At 54.4% G+C, this 17,693-nt stretch carries 16 protein-coding genes; 6 read left to right on the top strand and 10 right to left on the bottom strand.

Annotated elements, in window-relative coordinates; translation table 11 throughout:
* Positions 1 to 410 precede the first annotated feature (410 nt).
* The 3 genes from AB6T85_RS20575 (at position 411) to AB6T85_RS20565 (ending at position 3,281) form a co-directional block, all read left to right on the top strand.
* The gene (locus AB6T85_RS20575; RefSeq protein ID WP_369896535.1) at positions 411 to 968 is read left to right on the top strand and encodes a GNAT family N-acetyltransferase; all 558 of its coding nucleotides are present in this window, start codon (positions 411 to 413) and stop codon (positions 966 to 968) included.
* 187 nt (positions 969 to 1,155) lie between these two features.
* Entirely contained in the window at positions 1,156 to 1,791 is a 636-nt protein-coding gene (locus AB6T85_RS20570; protein WP_369896534.1) for a DUF2268 domain-containing putative Zn-dependent protease, read from the top strand.
* A 281-nt stretch (positions 1,792 to 2,072) separates the two neighbouring features.
* Positions 2,073 to 3,281, top strand: a complete 1,209-nt coding sequence (locus AB6T85_RS20565; RefSeq protein WP_502092371.1) for a type II restriction endonuclease — start codon at positions 2,073 to 2,075, stop codon at positions 3,279 to 3,281.
* Positions 3,282 to 3,315: 34 nt separating this feature from the next.
* Here the strand turns inward: AB6T85_RS20565 and AB6T85_RS20560 are convergent, their stop codons facing one another.
* Positions 3,316 to 4,749: a DNA cytosine methyltransferase gene (locus AB6T85_RS20560; protein ID WP_369896559.1), complete on the bottom strand. Its 1,434-nt coding sequence runs from the start codon at positions 4,747 to 4,749 to the stop codon at positions 3,316 to 3,318.
* A 377-nt stretch (positions 4,750 to 5,126) separates the two neighbouring features.
* On the opposite strand from AB6T85_RS20560, the gene AB6T85_RS20555 reads away from it, so the two are divergent.
* Positions 5,127 to 5,795, top strand: coding sequence for a recombinase family protein (locus tag AB6T85_RS20555; RefSeq protein ID WP_369896533.1), 669 nt, complete (start codon positions 5,127 to 5,129; stop codon positions 5,793 to 5,795).
* Positions 5,796 to 6,206: 411 nt separating this feature from the next.
* On the opposite strand, the gene AB6T85_RS20550 is transcribed toward AB6T85_RS20555, so the two are convergent.
* The 6 genes from AB6T85_RS20550 to AB6T85_RS20525 form a co-directional block, all read right to left on the bottom strand.
* Positions 6,207 to 7,715: a conjugal transfer protein TraG N-terminal domain-containing protein gene (locus AB6T85_RS20550; RefSeq protein WP_369896532.1), complete on the bottom strand. Its 1,509-nt coding sequence runs from the start codon at positions 7,713 to 7,715 to the stop codon at positions 6,207 to 6,209.
* Positions 7,715 to 8,098 (bottom strand): hypothetical protein, encoded by a 384-nt coding sequence (locus tag AB6T85_RS20545; RefSeq protein WP_369896531.1) that lies wholly within the window; start codon positions 8,096 to 8,098, stop codon positions 7,715 to 7,717. The genes AB6T85_RS20550 and AB6T85_RS20545 overlap by 1 nt, the downstream gene beginning before the upstream one ends.
* A complete protein-coding gene (locus AB6T85_RS20540) occupies positions 8,095 to 9,549 on the bottom strand; it encodes an integrating conjugative element protein (RefSeq protein WP_369896530.1) in 1,455 nt (484 codons plus the stop codon). The genes AB6T85_RS20545 and AB6T85_RS20540 overlap by 4 nt, the downstream gene beginning before the upstream one ends.
* A gap of 9 nt (positions 9,550 to 9,558) precedes the next feature.
* Positions 9,559 to 10,533, bottom strand: coding sequence for a TIGR03756 family integrating conjugative element protein (locus AB6T85_RS20535; protein WP_369896529.1), 975 nt, complete (start codon positions 10,531 to 10,533; stop codon positions 9,559 to 9,561).
* Positions 10,533 to 10,928: a TIGR03757 family integrating conjugative element protein gene (locus AB6T85_RS20530; protein ID WP_369896528.1), complete on the bottom strand. Its 396-nt coding sequence runs from the start codon at positions 10,926 to 10,928 to the stop codon at positions 10,533 to 10,535. Before AB6T85_RS20530 ends, AB6T85_RS20535 begins: the two co-directional genes overlap by 1 nt.
* 196 nt (positions 10,929 to 11,124) lie before the next feature.
* Positions 11,125 to 12,282, bottom strand: coding sequence for an MFS transporter (locus AB6T85_RS20525; RefSeq protein WP_369896527.1), 1,158 nt, complete (start codon positions 12,280 to 12,282; stop codon positions 11,125 to 11,127).
* A 56-nt stretch (positions 12,283 to 12,338) separates the two neighbouring features.
* Between AB6T85_RS20525 and AB6T85_RS20520 the strand changes: the two genes are divergently transcribed.
* Together AB6T85_RS20520 and AB6T85_RS20515 are read left to right on the top strand one after the other, a co-directional pair.
* Positions 12,339 to 13,277 carry a DeoR/GlpR family DNA-binding transcription regulator gene (locus AB6T85_RS20520; protein ID WP_369896526.1) on the top strand — a complete coding sequence of 313 codons (939 nt, stop codon included), beginning with the start codon at positions 12,339 to 12,341 and terminating at the stop codon, positions 13,275 to 13,277.
* Complete coding sequence (locus tag AB6T85_RS20515) at positions 13,264 to 13,848, top strand: NUDIX domain-containing protein (RefSeq protein WP_502092370.1); 585 nt, start codon at positions 13,264 to 13,266, stop codon at positions 13,846 to 13,848. Before AB6T85_RS20520 ends, AB6T85_RS20515 begins: the two co-directional genes overlap by 14 nt.
* A 160-nt stretch (positions 13,849 to 14,008) precedes the next feature.
* Here the strand turns inward: AB6T85_RS20515 and AB6T85_RS20510 are convergent, their stop codons facing one another.
* Genes AB6T85_RS20510 through AB6T85_RS20500 form a run of 3 tightly spaced genes read right to left on the bottom strand, consistent with a single transcriptional unit; the run spans position 14,009 to position 17,684 of the window.
* A complete protein-coding gene (locus AB6T85_RS20510; protein ID WP_369896525.1) occupies positions 14,009 to 14,404 on the bottom strand; it encodes a hypothetical protein in 396 nt (131 codons plus the stop codon).
* Complete coding sequence (locus AB6T85_RS20505) at positions 14,401 to 17,268, bottom strand: conjugative transfer ATPase (protein WP_369896557.1); 2,868 nt, start codon at positions 17,266 to 17,268, stop codon at positions 14,401 to 14,403. Before AB6T85_RS20505 ends, AB6T85_RS20510 begins: the two co-directional genes overlap by 4 nt.
* Positions 17,268 to 17,684: a TIGR03751 family conjugal transfer lipoprotein gene (locus tag AB6T85_RS20500; RefSeq protein WP_369896524.1), complete on the bottom strand. Its 417-nt coding sequence runs from the start codon at positions 17,682 to 17,684 to the stop codon at positions 17,268 to 17,270. The genes AB6T85_RS20505 and AB6T85_RS20500 overlap by 1 nt, the downstream gene beginning before the upstream one ends.
* Between the last annotated feature and the right edge of the window lie 9 nt (positions 17,685 to 17,693).

Here is a 17,693-nt window from a genome sequence, read left to right as displayed (position 1 = left end):
TAAAATCATTTATTGAACGCTTTTTCAACTTTTGGTCTTAGGAGGCCAGCGAATAAATTGACCACAGGGTGCAGTCTGTCAGTAATCGGACATGCCCCTTCCTGACCAGACCGTGCTCATGCGGCTTGGGAAATTTAGCTGGCTTTGTCGGTTAGTTCACCAGGACACACGGGCGGGCAATGCAGGAAAGGGACAGAAGGACGTTGTTCCTGATGTCCGCTTTGTGCCAGAAGCGGACGTTGCTACCCACCCATTGGATTAAAATTTTCGATAATACTTTTAGCTGTACACTGCTCTCATTTGTCATTGAGTAATCCATTCTTTCAATAGCCTGACCTATATAAATCGGATGCAATTTTTCCCGGAATGTGTTAAGTAAATAAAAAGCTTGTATAAATGGAAGGATAAGGATGCATATTGATGAAATTCCTGCTTATTTATTGCAACACGACCGTTTTTATCTGACTGCTCCAGACCTGAGTCGCTCAGAAGAAATGCAACTTAAACTAAATGGATTTACTTCGATTCATCATGAGTTTCTGCTTTGGTCCCCTAACTTTCATTCCTTTTCTTCAGTCAGGGATAATATGTTGGATGCAGCAGATAATTTCCTGAATGACAGGGTGGAATATAAGTTTTTAATTATTGAGCGTACGTCAGATGAGCTATTAGGTTGTATAAGCTTATTCATAAGGAATAGTGCTATTCCTTATTTCGAGATAGGCTACTGGCTTGCCACGGATGCGATGGGAAAAGGCATAATGTCCGAAGCATGCAAGCTGGCTACAAAAATAGCCTCGGAATTTTTTAACGCTATAAGAATCGAAATTCGTACTGCCAGACGTAACGTTCGCAGTCAGTCTGTTGCATTAAAGTGTGGGTTCAAACTTGAAGCCATATTAGCTTCTGATCGACTCGACAGCACGGGAGTGATTGACGATACCTTTATTTATAGATACAACAGCTGATTATACCGTGCCCGGAAGCTACAACGTCCGCTTTTCGCTCATAGCAGACCTTTAGCGCCTACCGTCCGCTTTGTGCCAAAAGCGAACATCCCTGATTATTGGTCTGCCACTACCGAGCAGCACCATGACATTCATTATATGTCTGCTAATATGCGGACGTGTACTGTGGCTTCTAAGTGATGCTAACATGACTAAAATAACCATTCATATTCTTAATGCTCAGAAAAAACTTACCGCTCACGCTGAATGGCTTCAGGCCACCCTGGCCAGCACCTACGTAAAAGCCAAAAGGCTGATGCCGCTTCCTCCACTGGATGTGGTGGTGAAAGCCGGGGCGTCTGTTATCCCTGAAAAAGGGCATGCCGGTTTTTGTCCTGAAGCTGGCGTTGTCTATGTAACTGTCGATCCTGAAAATAATGCATTCTGCAAAAACTATGCGCACTCTATTGAACGTATGTTTGCTCATGAACTGCACCATGCTGCGAGGTGGCAAGGACCTGGATATGGCTCAACGTTAGGGGAGGCTTTAGTCTCTGAGGGGCTGGCCGGGCATTTTTCTCTTGAGCTTTTTGGAGGTGAACCTGAACTCTGGGAAAGGCTTAGCTCAGATATAGTCCAGCCTTACACTTCACAACTGCACGACAGCTGGCAACGCACTGACTATGACCACAATGCCTGGTTTTTCGGAACCGGAGATTTGCCAAGGTGGCTGGGATATACCGCAGGGTTCAACCTGATATCCAGATATCTTGCAGTATCCCCACATTTGAAAGCCTCAATGCTGGCGAACATAAATGCTGAGGAATTAAAGCATTTTATATAGAGTTCAGATTCCTCATTTTTTAAAGCCATTCTTCTACTCATGAGCGGAAGCTGAATGGTCCGCTCCTCGCTCATAGCAGACTTTAAGCCAGCTGCAGGAGTTGACCTTGCCTTGCACCATCAGAATTTGGCGAGCCGGAGGAGTCCAGAAGGATACTTTTCTTTTTTCTGATTACAGTCGGTTTCAGCTGCAGGCAGAGCATCTACAAAAGCCCTCCTAGCAGCTTCTGTCTGACTGTGGAAAAATGACGAGTTGAATTTCAGGACAACAGAGGGATATGTATGTCGGCTTTTCATAACTGGCTACTTGAGATCGCAGGCGGGAATTACTTCGTTTACATTAAACGCCTTTCCGCCAATGACACTGGCGCAACAGGTGGTCATCAGGTCGGGCTTTATATCCCTTCTGGTATCGTTGAGAAGCTATTTCCGTCTATCAACCATACCCGTGAGCTCAACCCTTCAGTCTTTATCACAGCACATGTGTCATCACATGACTGCCCGGACAGCGAAGCCCGGGCAATTTATTACAACAGCCGTCATTTTGGTAAAACCCGAAACGAGAAGAGGATCACACGCTGGGGAAGAGGCAGCCCGCTTCAGGATCCTGAAAATACCGGAGCCCTGACGCTTCTGGCTTTCAGGCTTAATGAGCACGGCGGGGACAGTACGGCTGTGGACATCTGGGTCTGCGTCAGCCCTGATGAAGAGGACATCATTGAGACGGCTATTGGTGAAGTGATCCCCGGAACGCTTATATCCGGGCCTGCCGGGCGAATCCTAGGCGGCCTGTCTCTGCAGCAAATGCCCGTTAATCATAAATACACTATCCCGGAGGACTGGCAGCAGCGCTTTCCGTCCGGAAATGAAATTATTAAGTATGCCGCCGGCCATTATGTGAAAAATTCCCTTAATCCGGATGAGCAGCTTATTGACCGTCGGCGCGTCGAGTACGACATTTTTCTGTTGGTTGAGGAACTCCATGTTCTGGACATAATCCGGAAAGGATTTGGCTCCGTGGATGAATTCATTGCGCTGGCCAACTCTGTCAGTAATCGTCGTAAATCCCGGGCCGGAAAGTCACTGGAGCTGCACCTGGAGCATCTCTTCATTGAGCACGGGCTACGGCACTTTGCCACGCAGGCAGTTACGGAGGGCAATAAAAAACCTGACTTCCTTTTCCCTTCCGCAGAGGCTTACCACGACGCCGAATTTCCCGCAGAAAATCTGCGAATGCTGGCAGTTAAGACCACCTGTAAAGATCGCTGGCGCCAGATACTGAATGAAGCCAACAGAATTTCTCCGGTTCATCTGTTTACGCTGCAGGAGGGCGTATCACAGGCACAGTACAGAGAAATGCAGGCGGAAGGGGTCAGGCTGGTCGTGCCGTCGTCATTACATAAAAAATACCCGGAAGCGGTAAGGGCAGAATTAATGACGCTGGGCGCCTTTATTGCCGAGCTCACAGGGCTTTACGCCGATCTTCCTTAAATAATCTCCCGGCATACCCTGCCGGGAGGTGCACTCAGATGTTATCCGCCTTCTCAGCATCGGCAGAAACGGCTTTCAGGATGTAAGGCTCCAGCAGTCTCGCAACCGCTTCAAACACAGGAACCACTACGGAGTTACCGAACTGACGGTAAGACTGCGTGTCCGACACCGGAATACGGAAAGGCCTGCCGTCGGGCTTCTCGAAGCCCATGAGGCGCGCGCACTCACGCGGCGTCAGCCTGCGTGGCCGATGCGCCTGATTTTCTTCGTTCGCGAAATCTGTTTCACCCGTAGCCATATCCCAGCCACGATCAATCAGAATTTCAGATCCGTCTTTGTGATAGCGGGCAGAAAGCGTACGGGCAACGCTTTCCCTGTTTTCAGGGTTTACCAGGCCAAAACCGAAGCCGTTCCCCTTAGCCGCGTGCTTTTTGGCGTAGTTGTAAAGGTACTCCCAGAGCTTTGGCGTCAGGATATATTTGCTGTCCACCACAGGCTCCAGCAGTTCGCCAAATGACGGCCGCTGTTCCGGATAAAAACGACTGACGTCCCGCAGGGTAAAACCCTGGTGAATATTCAGATCGCGGCGGAAACCAACCAGCACGATACGTTCACGGTGCTGAGGCAGGAAATGCTTTCCGTCGATGACTTTAGGATCGCTTTTGCCCATGTCAGCCGCATCCGCTACTTCATAACCCAGCTCGTCCAGGGTCTCCATGATGACTTTAAAGGTTTTACCCTTGTCATGGCTCTTCAGGTTTTTAACGTTTTCCAGCACAAAGACAGCCGGCTTTTTGGCGCGGATAATGCGCGCGACATCAAAGAAAAGGGTTCCCTGCGCTTCACATTCGAAACCGTGCGCCCGACCGAGTGAATTTTTCTTACTCACGCCAGCAAGGCTGAACGGCTGACAAGGGAAACCAGCCAGAAGTACATCATGATCCGGCACATGCTCGTCAATGTAGGCATAGGCATCAGTTTCTGGTACTTCAGGTTTGTCACTGAGCGTAACTTCCCGGATATCGAGATTAAACGTGTGTGCCTGCTCATCGTTAAACCAGTTGGCTTTATACGTGCGCACAGCCTCTTTATTCCATTCACTGGTAAAAACGCACTGACCACCGATGGCTTCAAAGCCTTTTCGTATACCGCCAATGCCGGCAAACAGGTCAATAAACCGGAAGGCATAGTCCGGGTGATGCGCTGGCGCTTCCGGCAGCATTTTTCGCAGAAGTGCCTCTTCGGCTGACGTCAGCGACTTAGGTGAACACTTACCATTAATCCAGCGATTAAGAGTTTCGCGAGTCCACTCGTTTTTGCCGACTTTCCTGAGTAACTCGGCCACGTACTTCTGATCATAGATTTCCAGCACCTGCTCAATTAGCTTTTTATCATTTTCCTGCCGGAGCTTTTCGTCTATCTCTGCTTTCTCAAGCAGATCCTGCGCCAGTAATTCAAATTCAGACATAATGCCTCCAATGGGTCTTATAGGTGAAACTTTATCACTCATCTGACCCGGAGGGAAAGGTTTAATCTGGATATTTAAACAGTACCAGCCATCGATAGCTGCTGTTTCTAAAAAGCACCTTAAATGAGGCTTGGAACGGGAAATGGCTCCTTTACATAGTGATATGAGATTTATTAAGAGGGTAGTTAAGCGCTCTTGACAATCGATCACGCTACGTGAATTCTGCTTAAAATTCGGCAGGTATGGCATAAAGCGGAGAAAATCGGCCCAGTATACCCAAATGTCACCCCCTTAAATCATGCGTTTTTATCCTTAAGTCATGATATAAAAGTCATGCTATCCTTAGTCATAACCTAAAAGTCATTTATGGATAAAAAATGTACATTTTTGCTTATCTACGTGCTTCCACACGAGAGCAGGACGCCGAACGCGCCAGAAATCGTCTTCAGCAGTTTGTTGCCGAACGTGGACACCGGATTGCCAGCTGGTACGTTGAGAATGTTTCCGGCGCGTCACTGAGACGACCTGAGCTGATGCAATTACTTGAGAACGCGGCTCCGGGTGATGCGATCCTGATTGAACAGGTTGATCGCTTATCCCGCCTTGATGATGATGGCTGGAAAACACTTAAAGAGCTTATAAGCAGCAAAAGTCTGTCGATTATCAGCCTGGATCTGCCTACAAGTTATGTCGCGCTCGAGAACCATCGCGGAGACGAATTCACGGCCGCCATGCTGCGTGCTATAAACGCAATGATGCTGGATATGCTTGCAGCTATCGCGCGCAAAGACTATCAGGACAGACGTCGCCGGCAGAGTGAAGGGATAGTAAAGGCAGTAAAAAGTGGAAAATTCAAAGGCCGTCAGCCGAATCTGCAGATGCATCAAAATGTCATTAAGCTGCGTCTGCAAAACGGGATGAGTATCAGGGAGACAGCTTCAATATGCGGCATCTCAGAGCGTCAGGTGATTCGGATTACGCAGCGCCATCTCAGTGACACTGATCTTGAAGGGAAAGGGGTAGATGATGAAGCACACAGCATATGAGCGCGGAGCTCAGGTAGCAGGTCTGTTTAAGAAATTAACAAAAACAATGAGGTTATCAAATGATGCCTGCATAAACTGGGCCCAGAAAAACGGGCTACCAAGCATTTTGGGACGATTACCCGTCCCAATAACAATATGCTGTTTACTGGTTACAGCTCTGCTTTGCGGTTTAGTTGTGGGCGCCATAATCGTCATAGCAGCTGCGTTCCTTTATATGATTTGCAACATAACTATCAGTGGTGAGGACGATTATAACAGTGAGCATAACCCCTCCTATGGGACAGAGTGGCGAAATGGTAGCGAGGGCACTGGGATCTATACTGGCCCGGAACATGGTCCCGGACCTTCTTATCGTGTAGATAATGATGACGATGAAGATTAGAAGTTTCATGCCTCTAATCTTCACTAGCATTACAATTTCACGGCTCTTTTAGCGGTTTCGACTGCACTACCGCCTGCTTTTTGCACATCAGAGCTTCCGTTTTTAAGCGCACCATCAAGTGCACCACCCACTCTGATACCCGCCCATGAAAGCGCCCCCATCCAGAACGCCGGCAGCACCAGAAACATTGATGCCATCACAAAGTTCATGATCAGGTCATCCGAGCTGTTCTGAAAGCCGGCCATGTTAAAGCTGCTGTGCGTATCCGAGCTGTACAGCGCGGTCAGCAGCCAGCTGTCCAGCCAGCGCGCCAGCTCCCACCAGAACGTCAGGAAGTTCAGGGCGAAGACCACAAACGTCAGCGTGATAACCGTCTTTACCTCATACGCGGAGAACGCCAGCACAAGCGGCAGGATGACTACCACAGCCATCAGCAGCACCGCCTGCACCATGGGCAGCGCCTGGCGCATGGCATCAAAAGCTGGAAATGCTGCAAGACTTCCCAGCGCGGTGCCGCCGATCGCCGCGACGCGCGACACCGAGTTATCCAGGGTGAAATCCGCGTTGCCGCCATAGCCGGCATAAACGTGGCCGCCCTGTGAAACCGTCAGGCTTTCAGGACTCACCAGGCGGCGTATCACGGCCTCCCGGTAGTCGGTCGCATTGCCGCCGATCATGGACATGGCCGCGGAAAGACGGGTCCATAAGCCCGGGTCAGCCTGGTCAACCACGCGGGCCTGCAGTCCGGTTTCGGCCTTGCTCCACCATTCGCTGCAGGTTGGATAGCCGCCCCGGCCAGTGTCCGGGCGCCCGCTGTCCCGGCTTTCGCTCCACGGAAACGCCGCGCGGGGCGTTTTCGACTGCAGGCTGCCGTAATAGCTGCCCAGGAACGTCTTGCTGCCAATCCACTCAATGTCGCGCAGGGTGGATTTATCCTTCGTCTGTCCCTGGTCTTCACGCTTCCACATGTATAGCGCCAGCGAGTAACAATCGTTGCTGAAGTCTTGCAGCTCCTCGGCGAGCCCCTTGTTATTGATACGCGTATGCTGCACTTCAAAGCGGATCTGCCGCATGTCGGGCCGGCAGGGGATGGTGGCGACGGACGCCTGGGTGATGCCCTTTGCCAGCTTATGCATCAGATACCACCATATCGGCGCGGCGGCGGTCTGGTCATTAAGGCTGGAAATCACGGGCGAATAGCCCGTGTCATCCGGCGCCTTCGGCGTCCAGGTGCCGCACGTCTGCGCGCGTGTGGCGTCATACTTGATGGTGCTCATGTCCACGTTCATGAGCGGCATACAGCAGGCAATTATGACCAGAAAGGAGGTGTAAATGGCGTGCTCCATCCGGGGAATGGACAACGCGCCCTTGTTTCCCTCATCTTCACCTTCCTCCCGGACCTTCAGCCAGATGCCGATAAGGCGGAAGGCCACCGGGGCAGCAAAAAGGCCGGTACTGAGCAGGATATTCCACAAACCGTTATTAACGACCCAGCCGAGCAGGGTCAGGAAATACTCCAGGTAGCTGTTAGTCAGCATTATGATGCTCCCGTGCCGCTGAGCAGCACCAGTTCACACACCACGGCAAAAACTACGCTGACGGCGGCGATCCGTATAAGCGGCTGCCTGTACTGCGACCTGAAGCCCGGCGCGCGCAGGATCTTCACAAACCCCCACGTCAGGCCGCCGTATACCGCCAGCCGCCACATCAGCCAGCCGTATTTTGCCTGCTCCATCCACTTGCTGAGGGCGGCCGCCTGGTCAGGATTTTTGATCGCGTTATCCGCAATAACGAGCGCGGTGAGCAACAAAATTAGCAGCGTGCCGGCAATGATCAGCGTGCGCTGCAGAATGGGATGACGACGGATAAATGAGGCGCGCTGCGCCTCCTTTACAGGTTTCATGGTGTGGACCTCGCTCATTTGCTTTCCGTTTCGGGCACCGCCAGGCGGTTCATGCGGCTGTCCGTGTTGTCATCGCTCTGGGTCTGCGGGTTGCTGTTCACTCGGCCATTTTCGCGCTCGATAATTGTCAGTACGGAATTGCGGGACAGCTCGCGCTTGAGCTCCATTTCGTTACGAAGCGCGGTGATTTCCCTGTCTATAGCCGTTACCCGGCGGTCACCTTCCTCGATGGCGGCAGTCTGAGAGGCGGCGTTCGGCTCTGACATGCCGGTAACGATCATGCGGCGCATGATCAGCGCCGTTTCCACCGTGTCAGCCATTGCCAGTTCGCCCGCAAGCCGGGCGGTGAGGGCGGCATTATCCGGATCACGCTGCAGCGCCCTGATGACGCCAGCGGTGATTGGCAGGCTGCCGGTTTTCAGCTTCGCCAGGTTAGTGGCGTTGGGCGGCTCGCTGCCGTTAACCAGTTTAACCAGCTGCTCCGTATTCTCTTTTGTCGTTTCCTCAAGAATGGGGGCAAAGCCGGTGCCGGCCTGCGTGGCACCGGGCTGCTGTTCGTCATCGCCACTGGTGCACTGGGATGCATCGGCGCAGGTACGCAGGGAACTGTCGCCAACCACCTGCACCACGGCTTTGGCCGCCTCTTCGGCACTGCCATATTTTGCGCAGGCGCCGCCGTTGCAGCTGCTGTCGCTGACGGGCGCGGTGCTCAGCACGGGCAGGCTGTTCATCATGTTGTAGCCGGCGGCGGCCAGGTCGTGCGTGGGGCGAATGGCGGTCTGATTCTGTCCGCCGCGCTTCTGTCCGCCTATCCAGTTCTGGCCGGACTTGCCCTGCAGCTTTTCAGAGGCGTTGTTAACCCGTACTGCGTCAGCGTCGCCACTGTTGACCAGCGACTTGTACTCGTCCATGACCGCGCTCTGGTTCCACTTGTTGTTGCCGGCAAAGTTCATCATGCGTTTGGACATGTTCTGACAGTTAAGCTGGGCCTTATCAAACGCCACGCTTCCCTGCAGCACGCCGTTGGTCAGCATATCGTACAGGCCCGGATTGGCGCGCTGTATGACCATGGCCGGCAGGCTGGCGACCGCGCCGGTGGCCCCCTGAATGACGTCGCTCATCAGGTTTTTGTAGCCGCTGGTCAAGCCGTTCAACTGGTTACCTACGGTGGTTTTCAGATCGAAATTGCCGCACATCAGATCGCTGCTCCAGCCGATATCCATTCCCAGCTTGCGCATGCTGCTGCGCGTGGCCGGCTGGGAAATAACGGAGCCGCCGCCAAGGGTGTAATACAGCTTGTCGGATACCGCGCCGCTGACGTTTTTACCGTAGCCGATAGCGCTGTTGTTGACCGACGGCAGCGAAATGCCAAAGACACCGGATCGGTTGTCATCATCAGCCTGTGCAAGGCCAATTGATACGCTGACCAGGACCGCCAGAAAAACCGGGCTCAGTGTGGTTGTTGTCATGGTTGCCTCTTAAAAATTTGTTGCATACAGGAAGGTCTGGCCGCGACGCTTGCAGCAGCTGTAAGGCTGCCACAGGGCGTACGCCTCGTTGCCGTCCTGCGCCGTGGGATAGGCGCCGTCGGGGAATACGGCGCAGGTTGCCGAAAGCGTGGGGGACAGCCGCTGCCATTTATGGTTCGCCGTGCCGGTGTTTTCCTTCACCTCGCCAGGCGGCCAGTAGCCCGGCTTACGGGCGCCCTTCAGCTGCTGATAAACGTGGATCTGCCCGGATCGGGTGATGATGTCGGCCACGCGCTGGGCGACCACGGCTGAAGCCTTGTCATCGTCGGTCTGGCTGACGAAGCCCGAGCGCGGATAGAGATTGCCCCACATGTTGGCGCGAGCCTGGCTACCCAGCTCGCGCTGTCCGGGGATAAGCGCCTCCGGATAGAGCGACTCCGGCAGGCCCGAACGCCACATAAGCGAGTCCAGCGTACTGAGGAAGTAAGGGTTAAATGCCCGGGCCGCCGTGTCGCAGGAGTAGCCGGCAATACTCCCACCAATTAGCGAGGTGGCCGGATGCCCGATGGCGTCGGCGTATTTGAACTTGATGTTTGACTGACGGTGCCCTGCGTCCTTGATGTCGGCGGCATTCCCCCCGCCGGCGCCACCGCCACCGGTCAGACCGCCGTCAACGGCGCCGGCGGCGCCGCTCATAAAGGCCATTTCATGCCAGGGATTCGCGCCCGGGCCGGTATAGGTCGATACCACTACTTCGGGGATGTAATGCGTCACCTTGACCGAGGTTTTGACCGAGCAGCCAAAGGGCGTGCACATCAGCCAGTAACAGATGCCGCTCACGCGCCAGCTGATACAGTTCTGCGATACCGCGCTTGCGATAATGCCGGCGGTATTGATGGCGGCTACTGTAGCGGGAGCGGCAGCCACGACCAGAACAGAGGCCGTGCCGGCGGCGTAAAAGTGCTTTCTGAATGATCCAGGCATTAGTCTGTCCCCTGCATGCGGTGCAGGCTGGCCTGCGCCACGTCAGCAGTGCCGTATACCACGTCTCGATCATCAAATACGACGGCTGGATACTTGTGCAGGCCGATTTCCTTGGCGTGGACCACCTGACTGTAAGCGCCGGCAATTTGCGCCTGCTTCCGGGGCCAGTCGGGTGACTGAATGACCTGCTGAGCCTGCAGGGCGGCCTGCTGAGGATCTGACGACAGATCACTGAAAATAGCCTGCTGCAGACGATCTGGCCCATCCAGCCAGACGACTTCAGCATCGGCGGTAAGGTTCAGGGGAGGGTGCTGAGCGTCGGTAAAAACGACGGTGCCTGCCATTACCTGGATCGGTATCAGCAGGGAAAAAAACAGGAGTGTCCTGATGCGCATTGCAAATCTCCGTCACGGGTATCAGGATGCCAGCGTGACAGCGCGTGCTCAGGGATTCAGCAGTAAACTCTATTTCGGGTTTTGAAAATTTGTCGGCATTGCCTGAAGCACTATGAAAAGTGAACCGCGAATGTCCACTTAGTGCCAGAAGCGGACGCTATCATGCCAGGATACGATAACCTCAGATTTGTTACTTTCACGCTTTACGGTGGTGTCTGCCTGCTTTTTTGAAAGCGATAACCCCGGCAAGTAATAATCCGGTGATACACAGCAAGATAGCGCACAGAAATAAATCACTGTTGTCCCGGATGCCGGTAAAATAACCTCCTGCTATCGCTCCTGACCCGATGCCAATGTTGAATGACATGACATAAAGCGCTGAAGCGAATTCGGGATGATCTTTTGACGCTTCGATTACCCAGGACTGGAGTCCGACGATAACCCATGATATTGCGCAGCCCCAGAAAAACATCACCCCGCCAGCGCTGAGAGGACCCGGCAGCTTTATCAGCAGAAGGGCCTGTGCAAGTGCGATACCTGCTCCGCCCGCCAGCGTCAGTAACGACGGTCTGAGGGAAAAACGACTTACCAGCAGCGTACCGCAGGCTCCCCCCACGCCGAAAACAAAAAGCAATATGGTCAGAACATCAGCATTCACTCCCGGTATCGCCTGTAGTAAAACGGTGATATAGGTATAACTCATGAAGTGTGCCGTAATAATTAAAAGCGTTACGCCTGCCAGCAGACAGAGCAATCCGGAAAAGGCAGGTTTTAGCAGGTCAGATGGGCCCGCTTTCGCTCCAGGTTCATGAGCGCGAGGCAACCATCTGACAGCAAGGCACATAATAATTAATGAAAACAAGCCGAACAGACCAAACCCCTTTTGCCATCCGTAATAATTCCCTGTAGCAGTCGACAGCGGCACCCCCATCACTATCGCCAGCGATATGCCTGAGAAGACGATGGCTGTCACCCTGCTGGCAGGCATGGCGACAGCCATGCTGATAGCATAAGAGGCGATACTGGCCCAGAACACACCGTGTCCCAGTGCTGCAATAACCCGGAGCACTAGCAGCATAACGAAATTGTCTGTCAGCATGACTGAACCGTTACACAGTGCGATAAGGCCGAGTAAAAAAACGAAAAGCTTTTTTCTGTCAATTTCTTGCGTAAGCAACGTGACGGGGATGACGGACAGGGTTATTACCCATGCATATAGGGTAATCAGCAAGCCAGCCTTCGCCCCACCAATCCTCAGATGCTCTGCTATCTGATTTAACAGCCCGACTGGCAAATATTCAGTTGTCTGCGAAACAAACGCGCCTGCGGCCAGGACAGATAATGCCTTAATCATGATATCTGGCCTCCTGGCTGTTGAACTTGTATACGCCGTCAGAGGTTTCATCAGCGATGCGTTTTATCCACGCTACGGCTGGCACAATTCGCCAGCATGCCGGGATAACAGTCCTGCCCTTCTGGTTGAAAAGCTCTGCTCTCATTCTGCGCCTCGCAGCTTGTCATAACATTGCATTACTCTGCAAAATTATGCATATTAACGCAACAAATATTGCAACGTGGCGCATTGATATGAAATTACCTGATGCAAGGCGGCAGAAAATTCTCGATTTATTAAGCCATCATGGGGAGTTACAGGCCTCTGCACTGGCTGAAAAGCTGGGGATATCAGAGGATACGGTTCGCCGCGATTTAATACGACTCGAGTCTATTGGCCTGCTACGTCGCGTCCGTGGCGGCGCGATTCCGCGTACACAGGTACCGCTTCATCACCAGGAAAGGCTGGGCAGAACGGGCGCGTCAAAAAGCGCAATCGCTTCGATGGCAGTCTCTCTTATTCAACAGGATGATGTCGTCGGACTGGATGGAGGAACCACCACGCTTGCCATTGCACAGGCTATCCCGCCCGGATTGCGTTGCACCGTCGTCACAAACAACCTGCCCGCCGCTATGGCGCTGGCCGATCATGCGGATGTGGAAGTCATTGTACTGGGCGGTAAATTATTTAAGCCCGCAATGGATATGACGGGTCATAAAGTGTGTGAAGAGTTACGCACCATGGCTTTTGATATTTGCTTTATCGGTGCGGCGGCGGCGAATATCAAAACCGGCTTCAGCAGTATCGACTATGACGAAACTCAGGTTAAGCGCGGCCTGGCACAAGCTGCTGAGCGCAGCGTGTGCGTTATTTCGGGAGAAAAAATAGGAAAGCATTCCCCCTTTTCTTATGCATCACCAGCAGAAATCAGCGACATCATCACCGATGGCGATGCACCCGCTGACTATATTTCGCTGTTCAGGGGCGAAGGCGTTAACGTGATTGTTGCAGGGTAACAGGCAAAGAAATAAGGGGTTTAGCGTGAAGAGAGAGATAAAAACACTGGAATCCAGACAAATTTACCGTAACCGCTGGATGTCGCTTAAGGAAGACCGGATTCTGAGAGCCGATGGCAGCGAGGGGCTCTATTCCGTTATTGAAAAAGAGGATTTTGTGGTGGTCATTCCGGTTGAGAATGATGAAGTCTACCTGGTTGAGCAATACCGTTACCCACTGGGCCACAGAACCACGGAACTGCCACAGGGAAGCTGGGAATGTTCTCACGAGGTTGCACCTGAAGACGTTGCCAGAGGCGAGCTTAAAGAAGAAACCGGACTGAGCGCCGGAAAAATGGTGTATGTCGGTTATCAGAAGCTCGCGCAGGGCTATTCAGCCCAGGGTTATCATATTTTCCTTGCCACGGAACTGACATTTACCGGCCAGCAACTGGAGGAGGAAGAGTACGGCCTGACGGTGAAAAAAATTAAAATCAGCGCTTTCACTCAATTAATACGTGACGGCCAAATCACTGACGCCACCTCAGTTACCGCTTTCCTGCTGGCTATGGCTAAAAATATGATCTCTTAAAGCTGCTGGGGATAACCAACATGAGAACGATGTCCGCTTTTCGCTCTTAGAGGACATTTCAGTTTCTGAATAAGGCAGTTGGTAACTGTCAGCCATTGGCTTTAATGGTTAATAAAAACCGGCCCTGCAGGCCGGTATTTTTATCAGATAACAACAGGCATTAGTCCTCAAATACGCTGTTAACCCAGAGCGTCATATACACCATATCCGCCGCGTCGGGCACGTTGACGTACCAGCGGGGCGAGTCAAATTCATTGTCCAGCGGCAGGCTGGCGCGGCCCTCCTGGGTCAGAAGAATGTCCGCGCGCTTTCCCCGGCCATCCTCCAGATGAATGGCCACACAGCTGTTTTTCCCGATCCGGTGCGGGTTACAGGTAATGGCGACCGGGGGCTGCAGGCGGTCCTTCAGCGCGCCTTTCATCGCCTCAAGCCGCTCCTGGGTACTCTGCGTGGCGACAGGTTCACCCTGAGGATACAGGCCGAAAAGCGTCGGCGTAGGCGTTTCGTCAGCCGCGGGAGTTTGTGTTAAAGGGCACGCGAATTTAAGCTTAATCATGCGGTCAGCTTCTCTCTTTTATCGTTGTATTCCGGCATCCCAGCCGACTCAGCCGTCATCAGTCCACGCAGACGATCCAGTTTTCTTGCCACGAGAATAGCAGCATCGAGCTCTGAACAGTTATGTTTACGCATCAGTGCCTTGCGCTCGGCTTTTTCTTCCTTCTCCGTCATGCCCAGTGCCAGAAACAAACTGGGTGGCACGGCCCGGAAGAGCGCCTGCATTTTTTTCGACAGCACAACACCCTCGGTGTAGCACCCGGAAAGTTTGCTGGCTGAAAGCAGCACGGCCTTTTCCTCCTCGGAAAGTGTGCGGAAGCGGGCGATGTCCTCCACCTCTTTCTTCGGCATGGTCAGGCAGATCCACCATTCGGCCATGTTCAGCATTTTGCCTGCCGCCGCCGGATAATCTTCCAGGTTCTGGGTGGCAAGCCAGAGCCACGCCCCTAGCTTACGCCACATTTTGACTACTTTGGTCATGTACGGCGCGAGAAGCGGGTTGACGGTCACAATATGCGCCTCATCCACCGTAAACACGATGTCGCGCTCACGGTACTGGTCGCGTTCCGCAATGTTGTTAACGGTATTGGTCAGGGACACCATGGTCAGCGCCATCTGGGCCTCATACCCCTCGCGGGCAAGGTGGCCCAGGTCAATGAGCGTCACGTCCGCCTCCGGCCACAGCGCGCCCTCCTGATTGAAAAGCTCAGCCTCAAAGCTGCCGGGCTGGGTAAACATGCCCAGCGACTCCGCCATTTCAGCCGCCTTTGCCCGACGCGACTCGTTGCGGATCTGGCCGCCTTCGCCGGCCTCATCCACGGAGATGCGGTTCAGGGCGTTTTGCAGGTCGCCCGGCAGCATCTGGCGCTTTTCATTCAGGCTCTGGCGGGCGGCCATCAGCAGCGCTTCGCGGATCATTGCGCGATCGGCGCGCCTGAGCGCGGCGTCTTCCTTTGGGTCGCCGCCGGTGATCATCATGCGGGCAGAGATTTCCATTTCACCCAGGATGTCGCGCTTCTCGTTGCCGTCCCCCTCATCGTCCCCGTCGTCCCCGTCGTCCTCGTCGATCTCCGGCAGATCGCTTTCATTCACCGCCGGCGCCGGGGCGTCTACCTCAAACAGCTTGTGCGCGTCGGCGAACGGCGGCAGCGATACGCCGCTGCCAGGCTTGACGCTGACCTTGTTCACCGTGAGGCCAAGGCTTTCAAAGTAGTCCGCCGTCAGGCCGAAGCTGTTGCCGGCCTCGGCGATAAACAGGCGCGGGCGCTGTACAGCCATCAGCTGGCAGAGCATCGAGCACAGGGTGGCCGATTTGCCCGCCCCGGTTGGCCCGAACAACAGCATATGTGCGTTCTGCGAACGGTCGTGTTTGTTGAGCGGATCGAAGTTAAGCACGTCGCCACCCCGGTTAAAAAAGCTGAAGCCCGGGTTGCCGGTGCCGGTTTCCCGTCCGGTGACGGGCAGCAGGCCGGCCAGGTGCTGAACCCACGTCAGGCGGGTGTACCAGTGCTTTTTATCGCTCTGGGGGTTAAAGCACATCGGCAGCGCGCGCAGCCAGGCGTTCAGCGGGCCGACTTCGTGCTCGGAGCGGACGGGCTGCAGTCCCTCGTTGAGCAGCACCGTGGACAGCTCAATGCGCTTGCGGTTCATGTCGTACATGTCTTTTGCGCGCAGCAGGAACGTGATGGCGGAGCGGTACAGCTTGTGTCGGCTGCCCAGCAGCTCCTTCACGGCGGCCACGTCCTGGCGCACGCGCCCCGACTCGGTGTTTTCCCCGATAGCGTTCTTTGCCAGCCGGTTAAATTTCTCCTCCAGCGTGTCCTGCGGCTCCGCGATGATGGTCATGCACAGCATGGTGCCTTCGGGAAACATATCCATCAGGGCGTTGACCTTTTTCTCACCCCGGCTTTTCTCCCCGGTCAGCGTGCCGGGCTCGGGCGGCTTACGCAGCCGCTCAACCGACAGCGCGGAATGCGCTAAATCGTCAAACCACCACACGCCGTTTTCCACGTCCGAACGCGGCGGCGTGAACAGCAGCGTTTCGGAGAAGTCGTTTTCCACGGGGATCGTGCCGTCCGGCGTGTTGCGGCTGTCCTCGTAAGCCGCCGCACGGTAAAAGCTTTCCCTGTCCATGCCCTCCGGCGCCGGGTTAAACAGGCGCAGCAGCCAGGCGTGAACCTGCAGGCCGTTCTGTCGCGTGCAGCCGATGTTGACGCTGGATAGCGCGCCGCACAGCCTTTCGCACGCCTGGTTCAGCATGCTGACGGGCGGCATCAGGTCGCGGCTGTTTTTATCCACCCAGCGGTACACGACCATGCGGGTCCGCCGCTGCTGGCCGCGCCAGGGCTGGCCGGTGATCAGCTTGTCCTCAAAAAGTCCCTGCGGCCGGGCGATGCCGCGCAGGTGACTTTCGGTTTCCTTCAGCCACGCCTCGGTAAATTCGGTGTGCTGCGCGTGCGGCTTTACGTAACCGCGCAGCTTGTCCAGATAGGCGTCCACATTGTTTTCGTCCTGGCAGAAAAACTGCACGATCCAGGGGTTGGCCTCGATGTCATCAAAACTGTCCTGCAGGGCGTCCTCAACCACATCCCGGATCTGCTCCAGGCGTGCGTCGGGGCGTCCTTCAGTTGCAACCGGGGTGATGTCGTACACTGCCCCAACCGAAACGCCGTCGTCCAGCAGCAGGCACTGCTCTTCGTCCAGAAATTCCGCCCACGGCAGGTAGTCCACGACGGACGGGTTATGCGCGTAAACACGCCTTTCGTCGTCCTGCGTCATATTTCCCGGACGCGTCAGAGGATCTGGGCCGCTTTTTTCAGGTGAGTCTTGCCGCGCAGACCGGCTTTTTTTAAAGAGTCCGAACATCACAGCGCCTCCGTGCGTTCGCCAGGCATCGCGTACTGAGTCTGGTCATAGAAAGGGAAAACGGTGCTGTAGCCAGGCACAGGCGTGTTGCCCTGTGCCAGGTGCGGGAAAACGTACATCACCATGTCGGGATTCGGCAGGCGCGGAAACTGCTGACTTATTTCCGATTCTTGGGTGCGGCTATAGCTGCGATCGTCGCTGGCGGCCGCCTGTTGTTCGCCATCGGTCAGGGCGCGGCGCAAGGCGGCGCGCTCCTCCACGCCGCGCGCCGGGCCGCTTTCGCCGTCTGTGCCCTTCCACAGCTCCAGCATGTTGCTGTTGCCCGCAGGCAACATCTCATCTTTTGACGTGGAGCAGCCCGCGAGGGTGGAGGCCGCGACCAGCACAAAAACACCGAGTGTTACTGAAATCTGCATGTCATTTCT

It is taken from the genome of Erwinia aeris (assembly GCF_041224955.1).
In the GTDB taxonomy this organism is placed as follows: domain Bacteria; phylum Pseudomonadota; class Gammaproteobacteria; order Enterobacterales; family Enterobacteriaceae; genus Erwinia; species Erwinia aeris.
This window is presented reverse-complemented; position numbering and strand designations above follow the sequence as displayed.

What these genes read in the sequence shown, in the direction of transcription:
- AB6T85_RS20540 (WP_369896530.1), bottom strand. Translation starts at nt 9,549, where the DNA reads ATGACAACAACCACACTGAGCCCGGTTTTTCTGGCGGTCCTGGTCAGC.
- AB6T85_RS20560 (WP_369896559.1), bottom strand. Translation starts at nt 4,749, where the DNA reads ATGTCTGAATTTGAATTACTGGCGCAGGATCTGCTTGAGAAAGCAGAG.
- AB6T85_RS20565 (WP_502092371.1), top strand. Translation starts at nt 2,073, where the DNA reads ATGTCGGCTTTTCATAACTGGCTACTTGAGATCGCAGGCGGGAATTAC.
- AB6T85_RS20555 (WP_369896533.1), top strand. Translation starts at nt 5,127, where the DNA reads ATGTACATTTTTGCTTATCTACGTGCTTCCACACGAGAGCAGGACGCC.
- AB6T85_RS20535 (WP_369896529.1), bottom strand. Translation starts at nt 10,533, where the DNA reads ATGCCTGGATCATTCAGAAAGCACTTTTACGCCGCCGGCACGGCCTCT.
- AB6T85_RS20510 (WP_369896525.1), bottom strand. Translation starts at nt 14,404, where the DNA reads ATGATTAAGCTTAAATTCGCGTGCCCTTTAACACAAACTCCCGCGGCT.
- AB6T85_RS20575 (WP_369896535.1), top strand. Translation starts at nt 411, where the DNA reads ATGCATATTGATGAAATTCCTGCTTATTTATTGCAACACGACCGTTTT.
- AB6T85_RS20570 (WP_369896534.1), top strand. Translation starts at nt 1,156, where the DNA reads ATGACTAAAATAACCATTCATATTCTTAATGCTCAGAAAAAACTTACC.
- AB6T85_RS20500 (WP_369896524.1), bottom strand. Translation starts at nt 17,684, where the DNA reads ATGCAGATTTCAGTAACACTCGGTGTTTTTGTGCTGGTCGCGGCCTCC.
- AB6T85_RS20525 (WP_369896527.1), bottom strand. Translation starts at nt 12,282, where the DNA reads ATGATTAAGGCATTATCTGTCCTGGCCGCAGGCGCGTTTGTTTCGCAG.
- AB6T85_RS20550 (WP_369896532.1), bottom strand. Translation starts at nt 7,715, where the DNA reads ATGCTGACTAACAGCTACCTGGAGTATTTCCTGACCCTGCTCGGCTGG.
- AB6T85_RS20505 (WP_369896557.1), bottom strand. Translation starts at nt 17,268, where the DNA reads ATGTTCGGACTCTTTAAAAAAAGCCGGTCTGCGCGGCAAGACTCACCT.
- AB6T85_RS20545 (WP_369896531.1), bottom strand. Translation starts at nt 8,098, where the DNA reads ATGAGCGAGGTCCACACCATGAAACCTGTAAAGGAGGCGCAGCGCGCC.
- AB6T85_RS20530 (WP_369896528.1), bottom strand. Translation starts at nt 10,928, where the DNA reads ATGCGCATCAGGACACTCCTGTTTTTTTCCCTGCTGATACCGATCCAG.
- AB6T85_RS20520 (WP_369896526.1), top strand. Translation starts at nt 12,339, where the DNA reads ATGCGTTTTATCCACGCTACGGCTGGCACAATTCGCCAGCATGCCGGG.